The organism is Marinovum sp. E3 (genome assembly GCF_055755275.1).
This window is the reverse complement of sequence record NZ_CM146908.1, coordinates 549,027-565,712: the sequence shown is the minus strand read 5'-3', so window position 1 is coordinate 565,712 and position 16,686 is coordinate 549,027. Positions and strand designations below refer to the sequence as shown.

Sequence of the window (16,686 nt, the reverse complement as noted above, 5' to 3'; positions counted from 1 at the left end):
TCTGCAAGCAGGCGGGATCAGGATGGCCGACACAGTTTCTTCTTCCTCTCACCCCCTACTCCCACCCACCTCGGAAGATGACCGGCTGGGCTGGCTCCGCCTCTTGCGCTCTCATCGTGTCGGTGTCTCGACCTTTTACCGGCTGATGGCCGAACATGGCACGGCCGAAGCCGCGCTTGCCGCGCTGCCCGATGTGGCGCGGGCCGCCGGGATCGACAGATACACCCCCTGTTCGACAGCCGATGCCGAAGGTGAATACCGGCGCGGCAAGGCCGTTGGCGCCCGGCTGATCTGCCGGGGCGAGGCGGAATACCCCGCCGCGCTGGCGCAACTGGCCGATGCGCCACCGTTTCTCTGGGCCCGCGGCCGGATCGACCTTCTGGACAAACCGCTGATCGCCCTGGTCGGCGCACGCAATGCCTCGTCGCTGGGCACGCGGATGGCCCGGGCGCTGGCGGCCGAGCTGGGAGAGGCCGGATTTGTCGTGGTCTCGGGCCTGGCCCGCGGCGTCGATACCGCCGCCCATCTCGCCGCGCTCGACAGTGGAACCATTGCGGTCTTTGGCGGCGGCGTCGACGTGATCTACCCGTTGGAAAACACCAAGCTGGCCGAGGATATCCTGGCCCGCGGGCTGGTGCTCTCGGAACAGCGGCCGGGGCTGGCGCCGCAGGCCCGCCACTTTCCCCAGCGCAACCGGATCATTTCGGGCCTGTCGCGTGGCGTGGTGATCGTCGAGGCGGCGGCGAAATCCGGCAGCCTGATCACCGCGCGCAATGCGCTCGACCAGGGCCGCGACGTGCTGGCGGTGCCCGGCCATCCGTTCGACGCGCGCGCCAGCGGCTGCAATCTGCTGATCCGCGATGGCGCCCGCCTGGTGCGCAACGCCGGCGACGTGATCGAGGCGCTGGGCCCGATCTGCGCCGCCGCCGCGCCGCAACCGGAGCTGCCGCTGGTGCCCGAGGCCGCGCCGCAGAAACGCAGCCTGCGCGACACCGCGGCGCTGCATGGCGAGATCCTGGCGCGGCTCGGCCCCTCGCCGCTGGCCGAGGATCAGCTGATCCGCGACCTCGACGGCCGCTCGCGCGAAGTGGCGGCACAATTGACCGATCTGGAGCTCAGCGGGCGGATCAAGCGGCATCCCGGCGGCCTGATCTCGCTGGCCTCCTGAGACGCAAGCGCTGCCCCCCGCCCCGGACCTGATCCGGGGCCTCCCGGCCAGCCGCGCAATAAGGCCGGCGGTGCCGCCCCCGGCCGGGCACGCAAATCCCCGGGCCCGGCCCGTCAGAAACAATAATCCGAAATCACCGGCCGGTATTCCTCGCAGAGCGGATCCCAGGCGAACCAGACATCCGTGGCGCCGATGGCGTGATGCACCGCCACCCAGGTCGCGCCACTCTTGCGATAGAGCGCCTGAATGTTGGTGCCATCCATCATCCCCGGGTCGAGCGTGCCGCGCAGAAAGCCCGGCGTGTCCCGCAGATCGATCGCCGCGCCGCCGGCGCGCTGAGCGGCCAACGCGGCAAAGGCCAGATCCCCCGCCACGCGCAGCTCGCCGACGACGAATTCCACCGGCGCGCCCAGCTCCCATTCGGCATGCGGCCGCAGCGCGTCCATCAGGGCGCTGCGGGTGGCGCTGCCGCGGGCCGGCTCGGACCATTCCTGGGCCGGGGCCGCCCCGGCCCCGAGGCCGCAACCCAGAACCAGAACGGCGCAACATGTCAGATGGCGCGGCATGACCTCTCTCCCCGGATGCCGCAGACTAGCGGCAGGCGCGGGCGTTTCACAACTCTGATTTGCCTGCATTGACTTTTGTACCACTCCGCCCACATGTTCCGCCGCCAGAGCAGGCGGTTTGAGTCGAAAGGAAATTTCATGCCAGTTGTTGTTGTCGAATCTCCGGCCAAGGCCAAGACAATCAACAAATATCTCGGCTCGGATTACACCGTTCTGGCGTCTTATGGCCATGTGCGTGACCTGCCCGCCAAGAACGGATCGGTCGATCCCGAGGCGGATTTCGAGATGAAATGGGAGATCGGCGCCGACAGCCGCAAGCACGTCAAGGCGATCGCCGACGCGCTCAAGGACGACAATGCGCTGATCCTCGCCACCGACCCCGACCGCGAGGGCGAGGCGATTTCCTGGCATCTGGAAGAGGCGCTGCGCAAGCGCCGGGCGATCAAGAAGGACACGCCGGTCAGCCGCGTGGTGTTCAACGCGATCACCAAGACCGCCGTCACCGAGGCGATGCAGAATCCCCGCCAGGTCGATGCGCCGCTGGTCGAGGCCTACCTCGCCCGCCGGGCGCTGGATTACCTGGTGGGCTTCAATCTCAGCCCCGTGCTCTGGCGCAAGTTGCCCGGCGCGCGCAGCGCCGGCCGGGTGCAATCGGTCTGCCTGCGACTGATCGTCGAGCGCGAGATGGAGATCGAGGCGTTCCGGCCGCGCGAATACTGGTCGGTCAAGGCGCTGCTCACCACGCCGCGCGGCCAGGACTACGAGGCCCGGCTGACGGTGCATGCCGGCAAGAAGCTCGACAAATACGACCTAGAAAACGAGACCGCCGCCGAGCTCGCGGTGCAGGCTGTCACCTCGCGTGATCTCTTCGTGAAATCGGTCGAGGCCAAGCCGGCCACCCGCAACCCCTCGCCGCCCTTCATGACCTCGACCCTGCAACAGGAGGCCAGCCGCAAGTTCGGCATGGGCGCGCGGCAGGCGATGAACGCGGCGCAGCGGCTCTACGAGGCCGGCCATATCACCTATATGCGGACCGATGGCATCGACATGGCGCCCGAGGCGGTCGACGCCACCCGCGCGGCGATCAAGGATCGCTACGGCGCCGAGTTCGTGCCCGACAAGGCGCGGATCTACAAGAACAAGGCCAAGAACGCCCAGGAAGCCCACGAATGCATCCGCCCCACGGACATGACCAAGGACATGGAGGCGCTGAAACTGCGCGAGAGCGACCAGGCCAGGCTCTATGACCTGATCTGGAAGCGGACCATGGCCTGCCAGATGGAAAGCGCCCGGCTCGAGCGCACGGTGGTGGAAATCGCCAGCCAGGACGGCCAGGTCGGGCTGCGCGCCAATGGCCAGCGCATCGCCTTCGAAGGCTTTCTCAAGGTCTACGAGGAAGGCCGCGACGACGTGGCCGAGAGCGATGACGACCGTATCCTGCCGCAGATCATGGAGGGCGAACCGGCAAAGTTCGCCAAATCCGGGCTGGAGGGCGACTACACCAAGGCCGGCGACAGCGCCCCCGCGGTGGTCGAGACCTCGGGCATCCAGCGCAACGGCAAGGCGCTGCTCAGCGAAAACACCGCCGTTCTGGCCTTGCAGCACCACACCCAGCCGCCGCCGCGTTATACCGAGGCCACGCTGGTGAAAAAGATGGAAGAGCTCGGCATCGGCCGGCCCTCGACCTATGCCAGCATCGTCACCACGATCCAGGAGCGCGGCTATGTGCTCAAGGAGAAGAACCGGCTGATCCCCGAGGACAAGGGCCGGATCGTCACCATCTTCTTGCTGAATTTCTTCCGCAAATACGTGGGGTATGAATTCACCGCCGACCTCGAGGAGGATCTCGACAAGGTTTCGGCCGGCGAAGGCGACTACAAGGAACTGCTCAAGCGCTTCTGGCAGGATTTCTCGGCCGCGATTGCCGAAACCTCCGATCTGCGCATCGCCCAGGTGCTCGACGTGCTCGACGAGGCGCTTTCCGATCAGCTCTACCCGCCGCGCGAGGATGGCACCGATCCGCGGATCTGTCCGAAATGCGGCACCGGTCAGTTGCACCTCAAGACCTCGCAGACCGGCGGATTTGTCGGCTGCGGCAATTATCCCGAATGCACCTACACACGGCCGATTGCCGGCGAAGGCGCGGATGGCGAGGAAAAGCTGCTGGGCGAGGATCAGGGCGACGAGATCTGGCTGAAAGCCGGTCGCTTCGGCCCCTATGTACAGCGCGGCGAACCGACGCCCGAGAACAAGAAGCCGCCGCGCGCCTCGCTGCCCAAGCAGAAAGGCCAATATGTGCCCGGCTGGGGGCCCGATGACCTGACGCTGGAGAAGGCCGTGACCCTGCTCAGCCTGCCGCGCGAGATCGGCGAACATTCCGAAGGTGGCATGATCAAGTCGAACTTCGGCCGTTTCGGGCCCTATGTCATGCATCAGAAGCCGGACGAGGAAAAACCGGTCTACGTCAATCTGAAAGACCCGATCGAGGTCTTCGAGATCGGCATGAACCACGCCGTGGAACTGCTCGAGCACAAGCGCGCCAACCCCGGTCGCGGCCGCGGGCGCACCGCCGTCAAGCCGCTGAAAGAGCTGGGCGATCACCCCGACGGCGGTCCGGTCAACGTGATGGAGGGGCGTTACGGGCCGTATGTGAAATGGGAAAAGGTCAATGCGACCCTGCCCAAGGACACCGAGCCCAAGGACGTGACCATGGAGATGGCGGTCAAGCTGATCGAGGAAAAGGCCGGCAAGAGCAAGAAGAAGGCCCCGGCGAAGAAAGCCGCCAAGAAGCCCGCGGCAAAAAAGGCGCCCGCCAAGAAAGCCGCGCCGAAAAAGGCCGCCGCCAAGGAAGAATAACGCCCGCTTACGCAGGCCCAGAACGGCGCAGAGCGGCCGGAGGCCCCGGAACAAGTCCGGGGCGCGAGGACGCGCATGCCCTCCGCACACCCCACCCGTCCCGGCCCCCGCGCCGGGACCCCGCCGCCGCGAAAACCCTCGCGCACAAAACGCGAGCGGCCCCGGATCAAGTCCGGGGCGCGGGGACGCGCAAGCCCCTCCGCACACCCCACCCGTCCCGGCCCCGCGCCGGGACCCCGCCGCCGCAAAAACCCTCACGCACAAAACGCGAGCGGTCCCGGATCAAGTCCGGGGCGCGGGGACGCGCGCGGCTCTCTACAGCGCCCCGCGTTGTGCCCTTTCCGCACTCACATTCGCGCTCGCGAATACGTGAGTGGCCATGTCCGGCGCTTTCGGGTTCATGTCGCGCTGCACGGAACGACAATCGAAGGGTCCTGACATGCACAAGAGTTTCAGTCGCCGCCGCCTGCTGGCCGTCTCCGGCGCGACGCTGCTTCTGCCCGCCGTGGCGCGGGCCGCCGAGCCGGTCCGACACAATGTCTCGGGCTTTGCCCAACAGGATTGGCGCGACCATTTCAGCGAGCTGGGCCAGGGCGCCATTGTCTGCGACACCCTCTCGCGCGCCCTGCATTTCTGGGCCGGCGATGGCAGCGACTACCGGGTCTATCCGACCTCGGTGCCCCAGACCGACGAGCTGACCAAGCGCGGCTATACCAAGATCGTGCGCAAGAAGGTCGGCCCCTCCTGGACGCCGACCCCCAGCCAGATGAAGCGCTTTCCCGATTGGCGGCCGGTGGCCGGCGGCGCGCCCGACAATCCGCTGGGCACCCATGCGCTCTATTTCGACTGGCCGGCCTATCTGATCCATGGCACCCATGACACCCGAAAGATCGGCCGCCGGTCTTCGGATGGCTGCATCGGGCTCTACAATGAAAAGGTCGCCGAGCTTTTCGAGATCACCCGGATCGGCACCCAGGTCCGCCTGATCTGAGGCAGGATGCGGGCGGGGGCCAGACGGCCCCGGCCCGTCCCGCCAGCCCGGCGCTCAGGCCAGCGCCGTATCGAGCGCCGCCAGGATCGCGCTCCAGCCGGCCTTGTGATTGTCGCGCATCTCGGCATCGGGAAACCGCACATGGGTCAGCGTCACCCGCGTGCCGTCGCCTTCGGGCGCAAATTCCAGCGTCACCTCGCTGTCGGTCTCGGTGGAATAAGGGCTTTCCCAGGTAAAGACGATCCGCTCATGCGGCGAGATCTCGCGGTAGGTGCCGGCATGGGGCATGTCCTTGTCCCCCGCCCGCATCACGATCTCGAAGCGCCCGCCCTCGCGGGCATCGACATCGGCGCGCGGCACCGTCATGTCCTGCCCCGGCAGCATGAAGCGGCGCAGCATCTCGGGATCGAGCCAGGCCCGGAACACCGCCTCGCGCGGGGCGGCAATCGAGCGTTCAACTTGCATCGTCAGTTCGGTCATCTCTCTTTCCTTCCGTTATCACCCGGTCCAGGGCGTCCAGCCGCATTTCCCAGATCGACCGCAAGTCGCGGAACCAGCGATCGACCTCCGCCAGCGGCACCAGTTGGACGTCAATCAGATGCTCGCGCCATTCGCAGCGCCGCCGCACCAGCCCGGCCCGTTCCAACACCTTGATATGCTTGGAAACGGCATTGAGGCTGATGTCGAACCGCGCGTGTATATCCCCCACCTTCAGCGGTCCCTCCTGCGCCAGAAGCGTCAGGATATCCCGCCGCGTGGGATCGCTGGCGGCCTTGAGAATTGCGTTCAGATCATGAGTCTCGGGTCGCTTAGCCATACGGTTGAATAACAGATTCGCCGCCCGTCAGTCAACCCTTTGGATGAATGAAAGGGCATTCCGCTGCTAACGCTAACTCTCTCTGCACTGCGGCAATCCATTTGACTCTCCGTCGTCCAACGCCCACAAACTGCCCAATCATCACTTTCATGGGAGATTTTCGATGAAGAAGGTCTATGGCTCGGCGTCGGAGGCGCTGGATGGCCTGTTGCACGATGGCATGCTGATTGCCGCCGGGGGCTTCGGTCTCTGCGGCATTCCCGAGCTGCTGATCGATGCGCTGGTCGAAAGCGGCGTCAAGGATCTGACCGTGGCGTCGAACAATGCCGGCGTCGATGGTTTCGGCCTGGGCAAGCTGCTCAAAACCCGTCAGATCAGGAAGATGATGTCGTCCTATGTGGGCGAGAACGCCGAATTCATGCGCCAGTATCTCTCGGGCGAGCTCGAGCTCGAATTCAATCCCCAAGGCACCCTGGCCGAGCGCATGCGCGCCGGCGGCGCCGGCATTCCGGGTTTCTACACCAAGACCGGCGTCGGCACCCAGATTGCCGAAGGCAAGGAAGTGAAGCAGTTCCGCGGCGAGGATTACATCCTCGAAGAGGGCATCTTCGCCGACATCAGCATCGTCAAGGCCTGGAAGGCCGATGACACCGGCAACCTGGTGTTCCGCAAGACCGCGCGCAACTTCAATCCGCCGGCGGCGATGTGCGGCAAGGTCTGCATCGTCGAGGTCGAAGAGATCGTCGAACGCGGCGCGCTCGACCCCGATCACATCCATCTTCCGGGCATCTACGTGCACCGGATCATTCAAGGCCAGCACGAGAAGCGCATCGAACAGCGCACCGTGCGCAAGCGGGAGGAAGCCTGATGCCCTGGGACCGCAACCAGATGGCCGAACGGGCCGCGCAGGAACTCGAAGACGGCATGTATGTCAACCTCGGCATCGGCATCCCGACGCTGGTGGCGAACTACGTCGGCGACAAGGATATCACCCTGCAATCGGAAAACGGCATGCTCGGCATGGGCCCCTTCCCGATCGAAGGTGAAGAGGATCCGGACCTGATCAACGCCGGCAAGCAGACCATCACCGAACTGGCGCGCACCTCCTATTTCGACAGCGCAACCAGCTTCGGCATGATCCGTGGCGGCAAGATCGCGGCGGCGATCCTCGGCGCGATGGAAGTGGCAGAGAACGGTGATCTGGCCAACTGGATGATCCCCGGCAAGCTGGTCAAGGGCATGGGCGGCGCGATGGATCTGGTGGCCGGCGTCGGCCGCGTGGTGGTGGTGATGGACCACCAGAACAAGCACGGCGACAGCAAGTTGCTCAAGCAATGTACCCTGCCGCTGACCGGCACCGGCGTGGTCGACCGGATCATCACCAATCTCGGCGTGCTCGACGTGGTCGAAGGCGGGCTGAAGATCGTCGAATGCGCCGACGGCGTGACCGAAGACGAGATCCGCGCCGCCACCGAGGCGACCGTCGTCTGACACCCGACCGGGGCAGCCCCGCGCTGCCCCGATCCCTCTTCTGTTCGAAAATACCGCGGGGAGGCCGCAGGCCGGCGGCTGAGCCCCCATCCGGCCCCGCAGGGGCTGAGCAGGCCGCCCCAGAGGGGCGTCCATGCCATATTGAGGCGGCTCAGTTCATCGTGACAAAGACGCAGCCGTCAGAGATGAACATCGGCGGGGTCTTGCACAGGCCCTGCGCCACCTTCCAGGCCGCCAGCACCTTGGGAATATAATCGCGGGTTTCGGCAAATGGCGGCACGCCACCGTGCTGGCCGATGGAATTCTCGCCCGCGTTGTAGCCGGCCAGGACAAGGATCGGGTCGCCCTCGAACTTCTCGACCAGGAAATCGAGGAATTTCACCCCGCCCCGGATATTGTCAGCCGCAACCGAGGCATTGCTCACTCCGAACCGGGCGGCGGTGGCCGGCATCAGCTGCATCAGCCCCTGCGCCCCGGCCGAAGACACCGCATCGACCCGCCCGCCGCTCTCGACCGACATCACCGCCAGCGCAAAGGCGGGCGAGACCCGGGTGCCGACCGTGGCCTTGAGGATCTCGATCCCCTGCGCCGTGGCGATCGCCTGCAACTCCGACAGGCGCGGCGCGCGCACCGCCTGGCCGGCGGGAGCGGCGTCCAGCGCCGCCAGCGCCTCTTCCAACCGGCCGGGGTTCCTGGCCTCGTATCTGGTCGAGACCCGGTTCCAGAACCAGCCATAGGCCGCGCCGTCGCCGTCATCGCGGGCGGCGGGATCGGGCGCGGGGGCCACGGGCTTGCGCGGCGCCGGCGCGGTGATCTGCACCAGTATGCGTTTCTTGGCGCCGGGTTTCGGCGGCTTGACCCGGCGGGCCTCGAAATCGGGAAAGGCCGGCGGCTCGGCCCGGGCCGGCCCCACCGCCGCCATCAGGGCGCACAGCACAAGGCCTCTTGCGAGATGTCTCATCGGTCTACCTGCTCTGCCTCGTTGGGCTATGTGATTGTCTCGACCCTCGCAAAAAACCCGCCTCGGGGCCAGTTTTGTCGGCCGCAAAAGCGGCACGCGCGCCATATTTGCCAGCAATTTTCCCGATCCGACGGCGCGGAAAACTTTCCTAAAAACTTGTTTCCCAGCAGAATCAAGTACTTCACGATAAAATCACAAAAGTGGCCCGAGACCCGGAAATCGCGCGATTGCTGCCCAACTGCCGCCCCAATCCACTGGCTTATTAGCGTCATACCAAGTCGGACAGACCTGAGGTGAGAGGCAGTTCTGAGCACCCCGGCAAGGTTAACGAAACGCAAATCGACCTACGGAGACCAAAACCATGATCAAGTTCATCAAAAACTTCCGCAAAGACGAAGACGGCGCCGTGACTGTTGACTGGGTCGTCCTGACCGCAGCCATCGTCGGCCTGGCCATCGCCGCATATGGCGCGATCGAGACCAACGCCACCACGCTGTTCAACGCCACTGCCGGCGCCATCGGCGGCCAGAACGACTTCTGATCGACCGCCTGAGCATCTGACATGAGGGTCTTGCCGCGGCAAGACCCCGCCACAAACATCGGGCCCGCGAGCCCTACCCGGAGAAAAACCATGATCAAGTTCATCAAAAACTTCCGCAAAGACGAAGACGGCGCCGTGACTGTTGACTGGGTCGTCCTGACCGCAGCCATCGTCGGCCTGGCCATCGCCGCTTATGGCGCGATCGAGACCAACGCCACCACGCTGTTCAACGCCACTGCCGGCGCCATCGGCGGCCAGAACGACTTCTGATCGCTTAGTGCCTGAACATCGACAGGTGCCCCGATTTCACGCTTGGGCACCTGTCGGATCCGCTTCGCCGTATGGCGCCGGCCGCCCGTGTGGCGGCCGTTGCATGTCGGGACAGGGCGGATCAGATGATCGGACCGGGCGCAAGCGCCAGGTCCGCTGCGCCCCGGTGTTTCGGGGCAGTTTCAGCTCGGCGCGGACGTCAGGCCAACCCCTGGCGGCGCCTCCCGGGGGTATCAAGAGTTAGGAGAGAGAGCTATGCAAAGGCTTCTCAAACAATTTTACAAATCCGAAGAAGGTGCCGTGACCGTGGATTGGGTCATTCTGACCGCCGCGATCGTCGGGCTGGCCTCGGTGGCCTATGTGACGATCGAGGGCAACACCAATACCCTGTCCACCGCAATTGGCGGCGCGATCGGCGGCCAGAACGATTTCTGACACCTGACAGAACGCAGGACCAAGTTTCGACGGCCGGCCCGATCCCTGGGCCGGCTTTCGCATGTACGTGCCGGGCGTGATCTGCGCCGGCTGCCGCGGCCGGGAAAGGCCGGCGCGCCCCCAGGACGCCCGCTGCCGGGCTTAGTTTCACCACATTCTCCCGGCATAAGACCGGGACGCTTCAAAGGAGAGGGCAGGATATGCGGGTGGTATTCGGATTTGTGCTGATTCTCGGCATCGCATTGGCCGGATTCGCGGTTTATCTGGCAAACGGCTATGTGAATTCCTATCGTGTCGCGCTGGCCAAGGCCAAGGGCGCCGAAGGCATCGCCACGGTCGAGGTCTTTGTCGCGACCAAGCGGATGAACTACGGCGACAAGCTGGACAAGGACGCGGTGCGCGTGGTCAAGTTTCCCCGTGCCTCGGTGCCGGAAGGCACCTTTCTGCAACGCGGTGGCGCCGTGCCCTATCACAAGCCCTGGGACGAGCTCGACGAAGAGACCCAGGACCGGCTGCGCGAAAACCCTCAGCCCGGCGTGCACCCGCGCCGCGACGGCATGAAGATCACCGAGATCGCCGATCTCTTCCCCGAAACCGGCGAGGAACGGTTTGTGATGCGCACCATCGAGCGGGGCGAGGCGGTTCTGGCCAGCAAGGTCACCCTGCCCGGCCAGGATGCCGGCATCACCTCGCGGCTGAGCCCGGGCATGCGCGCCTTTGCGATCAAGGTCGACGTGGCTTCCGGCGTTTCCGGCTTCCTGCGTCCCGGCGACCGGGTCGACGTCTACTGGACCGGCCGTGTCGCGTCCTTTGCCGACGAAAGCGGCCGCAGCTCGACCGATGTGACCAAGCTGATCGAGACCGGCGTCAAGCTGATCGCCGTCGATCAATCGGCCTATGGCGACAAGACCGCGACCACCATCGCCCGCACGGTGACTGTTTCGGCCAAGCCGCAGCAGGTGGCGGCGCTGGCCCAGGCACAATCGACCGGCCGGCTGTCGTTGGCCCTGGTCGGCTCGGGCGACACCAGCGAAGTGGGCCCGGTCGAGGTCGACCAGATGAGCCTTCTGGGGCTCGAGGCGCCGGAAGAGGAAAAGATCGTCGAGGTGGAAAAGGAAGAAGTCTGCACCATCCGCACCCGCAAGGGCGGCGAAATGATCGAAATCCCGATCCCCTGCACAAACTGAGCGACTCACCCCATATCCGGTAGGACAGCAAATGAAAAACGCCGCATCCTGTAATGTGGCGTTTTCTTTTTTCTGCGCCTGTTGCGAGATACCCACATAAACACAGGGTCGGAAGCCATTGAATATTGCAAAAAATCCAAAGTTCCCGCAAGGTGGCGCCAAATGCAGGCAACAAGACCTGCGCGTGTGAGGCGTGATCGGAAAGGCAGGTCACAGATGACAGTGAAGATGTTCCTCGGGGCCGCCCTCATGGGCGCCGCTCTGGCCACCGGGCCGTTTGCGCCAAGCGCGGAGGCCGAAACCCTTCGCGTGGTGCGGCAAGGCACCTCGTCCAAGCTCTCGGTGCCGATCAACCGCGCCGTCGTGGTCGAAAGCGACGTGCCCTTCGCGGAACTTTCGATTGCCAACCCCGCGATTGCCGATATCTCTTCGCTGTCCGACCGCACCATCTATGTGTTGGGCAAGGGCACCGGCACCACCACGCTGACCCTGCTCGACGCCTCGGGCCGGCTGATCACCAATGTCGACGTGCATGTGACGTTCGACCTGACCGAATTCAAGGAACGCCTGCGCCAGATCATGCCGGACGAAAAGATCGAGGTGCGCAGCGCCGATGACGGCATCGTCCTGTCCGGCGTCGCCTCATCCACGCAAAAGATGACGCGCGCGCTCGATCTTGCCGAACGCTACGCCCCCGACCGGGTGTCCAACCTGATGAGCGTCGGCGGCGTGCAGCAGGTGATGCTCAAGGTCCGCTTTGCCGAGATGTCGCGCAACGTGTCGAAATCGTTGTCGTCCTCGCTGGCGCTTGGCGGCGACATCTTCGGCGGCGATGTCGGCGTGCGGCTCGGCTCGGGCCAAGCGGCGCGCAACTCGGCGCTTCAGGGCATTCTCAACGGCACGATCCCCGGTTCGACCTCGAACGAGCTCTCCTCCTCGATCGGCTTCAACATGGGCGCGGTGGAAGTGGCGGTCCTGCTCGAAGCGCTGGAAAGCAAGGGTATGGTGCGGATGTTGGCCGAGCCCAACCTGACCGCGCTGTCAGGCCAGGAGGCGACCTTTCTGGCCGGTGGCGAATATCCGGTGCCGGTCTCGGCCGAAAGCGACCTGATCCGCATCGAGTTCAAACCTTTCGGGATCGAGCTGAGCTTTATCCCGCGGGTGGTCGACAATGACGTCATCAACCTTGAACTTAAGACCGCGGTGTCGGCCATAGACCCGACAAACGGCTTTGTAAACAACGACTTCCAGATCGATGCCTTCACCCGCCGCGAAGCGACCACCACGGTCGAGATGCGCGACGGCGAGAGCTTTGCCATCGCCGGCCTGCTGAAGGACGATTTTCGCGATCTCAACGGCCAGGTGCCCTGGCTGGGCGATGTGCCGGTGCTGGGCGCGCTGTTCCGGTCGGCGGAATACAGCCGCGAACAATCGGAACTGGTGATCATCGTGACGCCGCATCTGGTGACCCCCACCCGCGGCGAGGCGCTGGCCCTGCCCACCGACAAGGTGCGCCCGCCCTCCGAGAAAGACCTCTTCCTGCATGGCCGCGTGGCCAGCGACACGGCATATAAAAAGGGCCCCGTTGCCGAGGTTGCCAAGCAGGATTTCTCCGGGTCCTATGGCTATGTGATGGATTGATCGGATGCAGCAGCCGCGCTTGACATATCTTGTGGCTTCGGTCGCCGCTCTCGGCGTCCTGGCCGGATGCTCGCCCGATCGGGGGCCGGTTCAAAGCTCGTTCTTTCGCGAATCCGGCGCGCTGATCGACACCGGCCATTTCGGCACCGCGACGCTGAACAACCAGGCCTATCAGACCGGCGAAAAGCAATGGGTCTACAACATGGCCCAGCGGTTTGCCGACGAGGTGCCGACCACGGTGAACTTTGCCTTCAACTCGTCGCAGCTCGAGGCCGGCGCACGCGCCATCCTGCGTCAGCAGGCAGCGTTCATCCGCCGCTTCCCCGAAGTGCGCTTCCGGGTTTATGGCCATACCGACAAGGTCGGCTCGAATGCCTACAACCGCCGGCTGGGCCAGCGCCGCGCCGATGCGGTGGTCAATTTCCTGATCGGTCAGGGCATTTCGCGTGCCCGGCTCGAGGCGGTGGTGAGCTTTGGCGAGACCCAGCCGCTGATCGTGACCCAGGGCCGCGAACGCCGCAACCGCCGCACCGTGACCGAGGTTTCCGGCTTCGTGGCGGGGCATCCGATGCTGCTCGACGGCAATTATGCCGCCGTCGTCTATCGCGAATACCTGGTGTCCGGCGAACCGGCCTCGACCTTTACCACCGGCGTGTCGACCGGCACGCAGGCGGACACCTCCGACAGTTCTGCCAACTAGACTACCTCGTCCGGCGGCAGGCAGAAGGAGGCGGATGTTCCGCCTCCTTTTTGGTTTTCGGAGCCGGTGAACAATGCCTGGTCAGGCCCGCGATTGAACCGAATTCGCGAAATGACGATCTTTTGGCCGCAAATTCGCCCGAATTTTCCATCACCTTCGATCCAGTGAAATGTGCCACGCGGGACGATGAACCTGCGGGACGGTCCCGGATCCTCGCTGCTGCAACAGGCGCTTCATGTAGCGGCAGACGGCGAAGACAGAGGGCGAGTAGAGCTTGGTAAAGGATAACAAGGCCATGACCGACGAAACAGCGCTTGAGATGGACATCCCCCCCATCATTGCCTGCACCATCAGCCGGAATGTGCAGGAATTCGAGCTCCTGATCGAAGACATGGAAAACGCCCTGGGCGAGCAATGGGGCGATCTGGGCTTTGAAGAGGCGGTGCCCTTCTTTGCCCAGGAAGACGCCGGCTCGCTCGAATTCATCGCCATCGCCATGGATGCCGAGGACGAGGCCGATCTGCCGGTGCTGGCCGAAATCATCGAGGCCGCCAAGGCGCGGGGCATCAAGGTGATTCTGATCACCGAGGATGTTTCGCCCGCCGCGCTGCATCACCTGATGCGCAAGGGCGCCGACGAGTTCGTGCCGTACCCGCTGCCCGAGACCGAACTGCAATTCGCCATCGACCGGGTCCGGGCCACCCCCCCTGCCCCGGCCGAGACCGCCGCCGCCGTGGCGCTGGCCGATGTGAGCGACGCTCCGGTGCCCGAAGAGCCCGCGTCCGACGAGACGAACGAGAAGAAGGTCAAGCTTGAAAAGGGCGCGGCGCGCAACGGCGTGCTGATCGCGGTGCAGGGGCTTGTCGGCGGCACCGGCGCCACGACCTTTGCCACCAACCTCGCCTGGGAACTGGCCACCATCGCCAAGACAGATGCGCCCAAGGTCTGCCTGATCGACCTCGATCTGCAATTCGGATCGGTGGCCACCTACCTCGATCTGCCGCGCCGCGAATCCGTCTACGAGCTGCTCTCGGACATCGAGAACATGGACGAAGACAGCTTCAGCCAGGCGCTGATGGATTACGAAGAAAAGATGCAGGTGCTGACCGCGCCGGCCGACATGCTGCCGCTCGACCTGCTGCCGCCGCAGGATGTGGAAAAGCTTCTGGCCACCGCCTGCGCGCATTTCGACTATGTCATCGTCGACATGCCCAAGACCCTGGTGCAATGGTCCGAGACGGTGCTCAACATGGCGCATGTCTATTTCTCGATGCTCGAGATCGACATGCGTTCGGCGCAAAACGCCCTGCGGCTCAAACGTGCGCTGCAATCGGAGGATCTGCCCTTCGAAAAGCTGCGGTTCCTGCTCAACCGCGCGCCGAAATTCACCGACCTGACCGGCAAGAGCCGGGTCAAGCGCATGGCCGAGAGCCTCGGCATCTCGATCGACGTGCAATTCCCCGACGGCGGCAAGCCGGTGGTGCAGGCCTGCGACCACGGCCTGCCGCTGGCCACCGCCGCCGCCAAGAACCCGCTGCGCCGTGAAATCGCCAAGCTTGCCAAATCGCTGCACGAAATCGGTGCAGATGCGGCAGAAGCAGCCTGAGGACAAAGCCCGATGTTTTCCAGATACCGCAAGCCCGACGCCGCCAAACCGGCGCCCAAGCCCGACAATGTCGCCAAGATGCCGGTCCAGGAAGAGGCCCCGGCCAAGCCGGTCTCGATGCGCCGTCCGGTCGTCAAGACCATGGCCGCGCGTCCGGTGGCCACCGACAAGGAGCAGAAGCGCAAGGAAAAGATGGGCGATCTCAAGCTCGAACTTCACCGCGCGCTGCTCGACAATCTCAACCTCAGCGCGCTGGAACATGCCTCCGAGGCCGACCTCAAGGCCGAGATCAGCGACATCGGACAGGAGCTTCTCAACGAAAAGGGCGTGGTGCTCAACCGCGACGACCGCACGACGCTGATCCAGGAGCTCTACAACGAGGTCAAGGGCCTCGGCCCGCTGGAGCCGCTGCTTCAGGATGACACGGTCAACGACATCCTGGTCAATGGCCCGCAGCAGGTCTTTGTCGAACGCAATGGCAAGCTGACCCTGTCCGACGTGACCTTCAAGGACGAAAAACACCTGCTCAGGATCATCGACAAGATCGTCTCGGCCGTGGGCCGGCGGGTCGACGAGAGCAACCCCTACGTCGACGCCCGTCTCGCCGATGGCTCGCGTTTCAACGCCATGGTGCCGCCGATCGCCGTCGATGGCAGCCTGGTTTCCATTCGTAAGTTCAAGAAGGAAAAACTGGCGGTCGACGATCTGGTGAATTTCGGCGCCTTCACCGAAGAGATGGCCGCCTATCTTCAAGCCGCCGTCGCCTGCCGGCTGAACGTCATCGTCTCGGGCGGGACCGGCTCGGGCAAGACCACGACGCTCAACGCGCTGTCGTCCTTCATCGATGACAGTGAACGCATCCTGACCATCGAAGACACCGCGGAACTGCAACTGCAACAGACCCATGTCGGCCGGATGGAAAGCCGCCCCGCCAACGTCGAGGGCAAGGGCGCGGTGTCCCAGCGCGACTGTCTGCGCAACGCTCTGCGGATGCGCCCCGACCGGATCATCGTCGGCGAGACCCGCGGCGAGGAAGTGATCGACATGTTGCAGGCGATGAACACCGGCCACGACGGCTCGATGACCACGATCCACGCCAACAGCGCCCGCGACGGGGTGAGCCGGCTGGAGAACATGATTGCCATGGCCGGGATCGAGATGCCGATCAAGGCGGTGCGCTCGCAGATCTCTTCGGCGGTCAACCTGATCGTCCAGGCCTCGCGCCTTCAGGACGGCTCGCGCCGCATGGTCTCGATCACCGAGGTGACCGGCATGGAGGGCGAGGTGATCTCGATGCAGGAGGTGTTCCGCTATCAGCGCGTCGGCCTGACGCCCGACAACAAGATCATCGGCCATTTCACCGCCACCGGCGTCCGCAGCCATTTCTCCGAGCGCTTCAAGCTTTGGGGCTACGACCTGCCGCCCGCCATCTTTGAACCCTTTGCCGCGGAGTAGA

Annotated in this window: 17 protein-coding genes; 13 read left to right on the top strand and 4 right to left on the bottom strand. The window is 64.7% G+C overall.

The window, feature by feature from the left end; genetic code table 11:
- Window positions 1-22: 22 nt before the first annotated feature.
- Complete coding sequence (gene dprA, locus AC0J5K_RS02765; protein ID WP_274565696.1) at window positions 23-1,168, top strand: DNA-processing protein DprA; 1,146 nt, start codon at window positions 23-25, stop codon at window positions 1,166-1,168.
- 113 nt (window positions 1,169-1,281) lie between these two features.
- Here dprA and AC0J5K_RS02760 read toward each other — a convergent pair whose 3' ends face one another.
- Entirely contained in the window at window positions 1,282-1,734 is a 453-nt protein-coding gene (locus tag AC0J5K_RS02760) for a hypothetical protein (protein ID WP_274565697.1), read from the bottom strand.
- 138 nt (window positions 1,735-1,872) lie between these two features.
- On the opposite strand from AC0J5K_RS02760, the gene topA reads away from it, so the two are divergent.
- Window positions 1,873-4,590: a type I DNA topoisomerase gene (gene topA / locus AC0J5K_RS02755; RefSeq protein WP_074834290.1), complete on the top strand. Its 2,718-nt coding sequence runs from the start codon at window positions 1,873-1,875 to the stop codon at window positions 4,588-4,590.
- A 439-nt stretch (window positions 4,591-5,029) separates the two neighbouring features.
- Entirely contained in the window at window positions 5,030-5,581 is a 552-nt protein-coding gene (locus AC0J5K_RS02750) for a L,D-transpeptidase (protein WP_274565698.1), read from the top strand.
- A gap of 54 nt (window positions 5,582-5,635) precedes the next feature.
- Here the strand turns inward: AC0J5K_RS02750 and AC0J5K_RS02745 are convergent, their stop codons facing one another.
- Together AC0J5K_RS02745 and AC0J5K_RS02740 are read right to left on the bottom strand one after the other, a co-directional pair.
- The gene (locus AC0J5K_RS02745) at window positions 5,636-6,061 is read right to left on the bottom strand and encodes an SRPBCC family protein (RefSeq protein WP_048529739.1); all 426 of its coding nucleotides are present in this window, start codon (window positions 6,059-6,061) and stop codon (window positions 5,636-5,638) included.
- Window positions 6,036-6,398: an ArsR/SmtB family transcription factor gene (locus AC0J5K_RS02740; protein WP_048529737.1), complete on the bottom strand. Its 363-nt coding sequence runs from the start codon at window positions 6,396-6,398 to the stop codon at window positions 6,036-6,038. The genes AC0J5K_RS02745 and AC0J5K_RS02740 overlap by 26 nt, the downstream gene beginning before the upstream one ends.
- Before the next feature lie 163 nt (window positions 6,399-6,561).
- On the opposite strand from AC0J5K_RS02740, the gene AC0J5K_RS02735 reads away from it, so the two are divergent.
- Together AC0J5K_RS02735 and AC0J5K_RS02730 are read left to right on the top strand one after the other, a co-directional pair.
- Window positions 6,562-7,266 (top strand): CoA transferase subunit A, encoded by a 705-nt coding sequence (locus tag AC0J5K_RS02735; protein ID WP_274565699.1) that lies wholly within the window; start codon window positions 6,562-6,564, stop codon window positions 7,264-7,266.
- Window positions 7,266-7,889: a 3-oxoacid CoA-transferase subunit B gene (locus AC0J5K_RS02730; RefSeq protein ID WP_048529732.1), complete on the top strand. Its 624-nt coding sequence runs from the start codon at window positions 7,266-7,268 to the stop codon at window positions 7,887-7,889. Before AC0J5K_RS02735 ends, AC0J5K_RS02730 begins: the two co-directional genes overlap by 1 nt.
- 151 nt (window positions 7,890-8,040) lie before the next feature.
- On the opposite strand, the gene AC0J5K_RS02725 is transcribed toward AC0J5K_RS02730, so the two are convergent.
- Window positions 8,041-8,850 (bottom strand): lytic transglycosylase domain-containing protein, encoded by an 810-nt coding sequence (locus tag AC0J5K_RS02725; RefSeq protein WP_274565700.1) that lies wholly within the window; start codon window positions 8,848-8,850, stop codon window positions 8,041-8,043.
- A 361-nt stretch (window positions 8,851-9,211) separates the two neighbouring features.
- On the opposite strand from AC0J5K_RS02725, the gene AC0J5K_RS02720 reads away from it, so the two are divergent.
- The 8 genes from AC0J5K_RS02720 (at window position 9,212) to AC0J5K_RS02685 (ending at window position 16,685) form a co-directional block, all read left to right on the top strand.
- Entirely contained in the window at window positions 9,212-9,391 is a 180-nt protein-coding gene (locus tag AC0J5K_RS02720; protein ID WP_048529728.1) for a Flp family type IVb pilin, read from the top strand.
- 90 nt (window positions 9,392-9,481) lie between these two features.
- A complete protein-coding gene (locus AC0J5K_RS02715) occupies window positions 9,482-9,661 on the top strand; it encodes a Flp family type IVb pilin (protein ID WP_048529728.1) in 180 nt (59 codons plus the stop codon).
- 255 nt (window positions 9,662-9,916) lie between these two features.
- The gene (locus AC0J5K_RS02710; protein WP_420398621.1) at window positions 9,917-10,096 is read left to right on the top strand and encodes a hypothetical protein; all 180 of its coding nucleotides are present in this window, start codon (window positions 9,917-9,919) and stop codon (window positions 10,094-10,096) included.
- A 200-nt stretch (window positions 10,097-10,296) separates the two neighbouring features.
- Window positions 10,297-11,283: a Flp pilus assembly protein CpaB gene (gene cpaB / locus AC0J5K_RS02705; RefSeq protein ID WP_048529725.1), complete on the top strand. Its 987-nt coding sequence runs from the start codon at window positions 10,297-10,299 to the stop codon at window positions 11,281-11,283.
- A 216-nt stretch (window positions 11,284-11,499) separates the two neighbouring features.
- A complete protein-coding gene (locus AC0J5K_RS02700) occupies window positions 11,500-12,924 on the top strand; it encodes a type II and III secretion system protein family protein (RefSeq protein WP_283638249.1) in 1,425 nt (474 codons plus the stop codon).
- Between the two features lie 4 nt (window positions 12,925-12,928).
- Window positions 12,929-13,624 (top strand): OmpA family protein, encoded by a 696-nt coding sequence (locus AC0J5K_RS02695; RefSeq protein ID WP_048529721.1) that lies wholly within the window; start codon window positions 12,929-12,931, stop codon window positions 13,622-13,624.
- 295 nt (window positions 13,625-13,919) lie between these two features.
- Entirely contained in the window at window positions 13,920-15,230 is a 1,311-nt protein-coding gene (locus tag AC0J5K_RS02690) for a CpaE/TadZ family protein (protein ID WP_420398620.1), read from the top strand.
- A gap of 12 nt (window positions 15,231-15,242) precedes the next feature.
- A complete protein-coding gene (locus AC0J5K_RS02685; protein WP_048529717.1) occupies window positions 15,243-16,685 on the top strand; it encodes a CpaF family protein in 1,443 nt (480 codons plus the stop codon).
- The last annotated feature ends 1 nt before the right edge of the window (window position 16,686 follow it).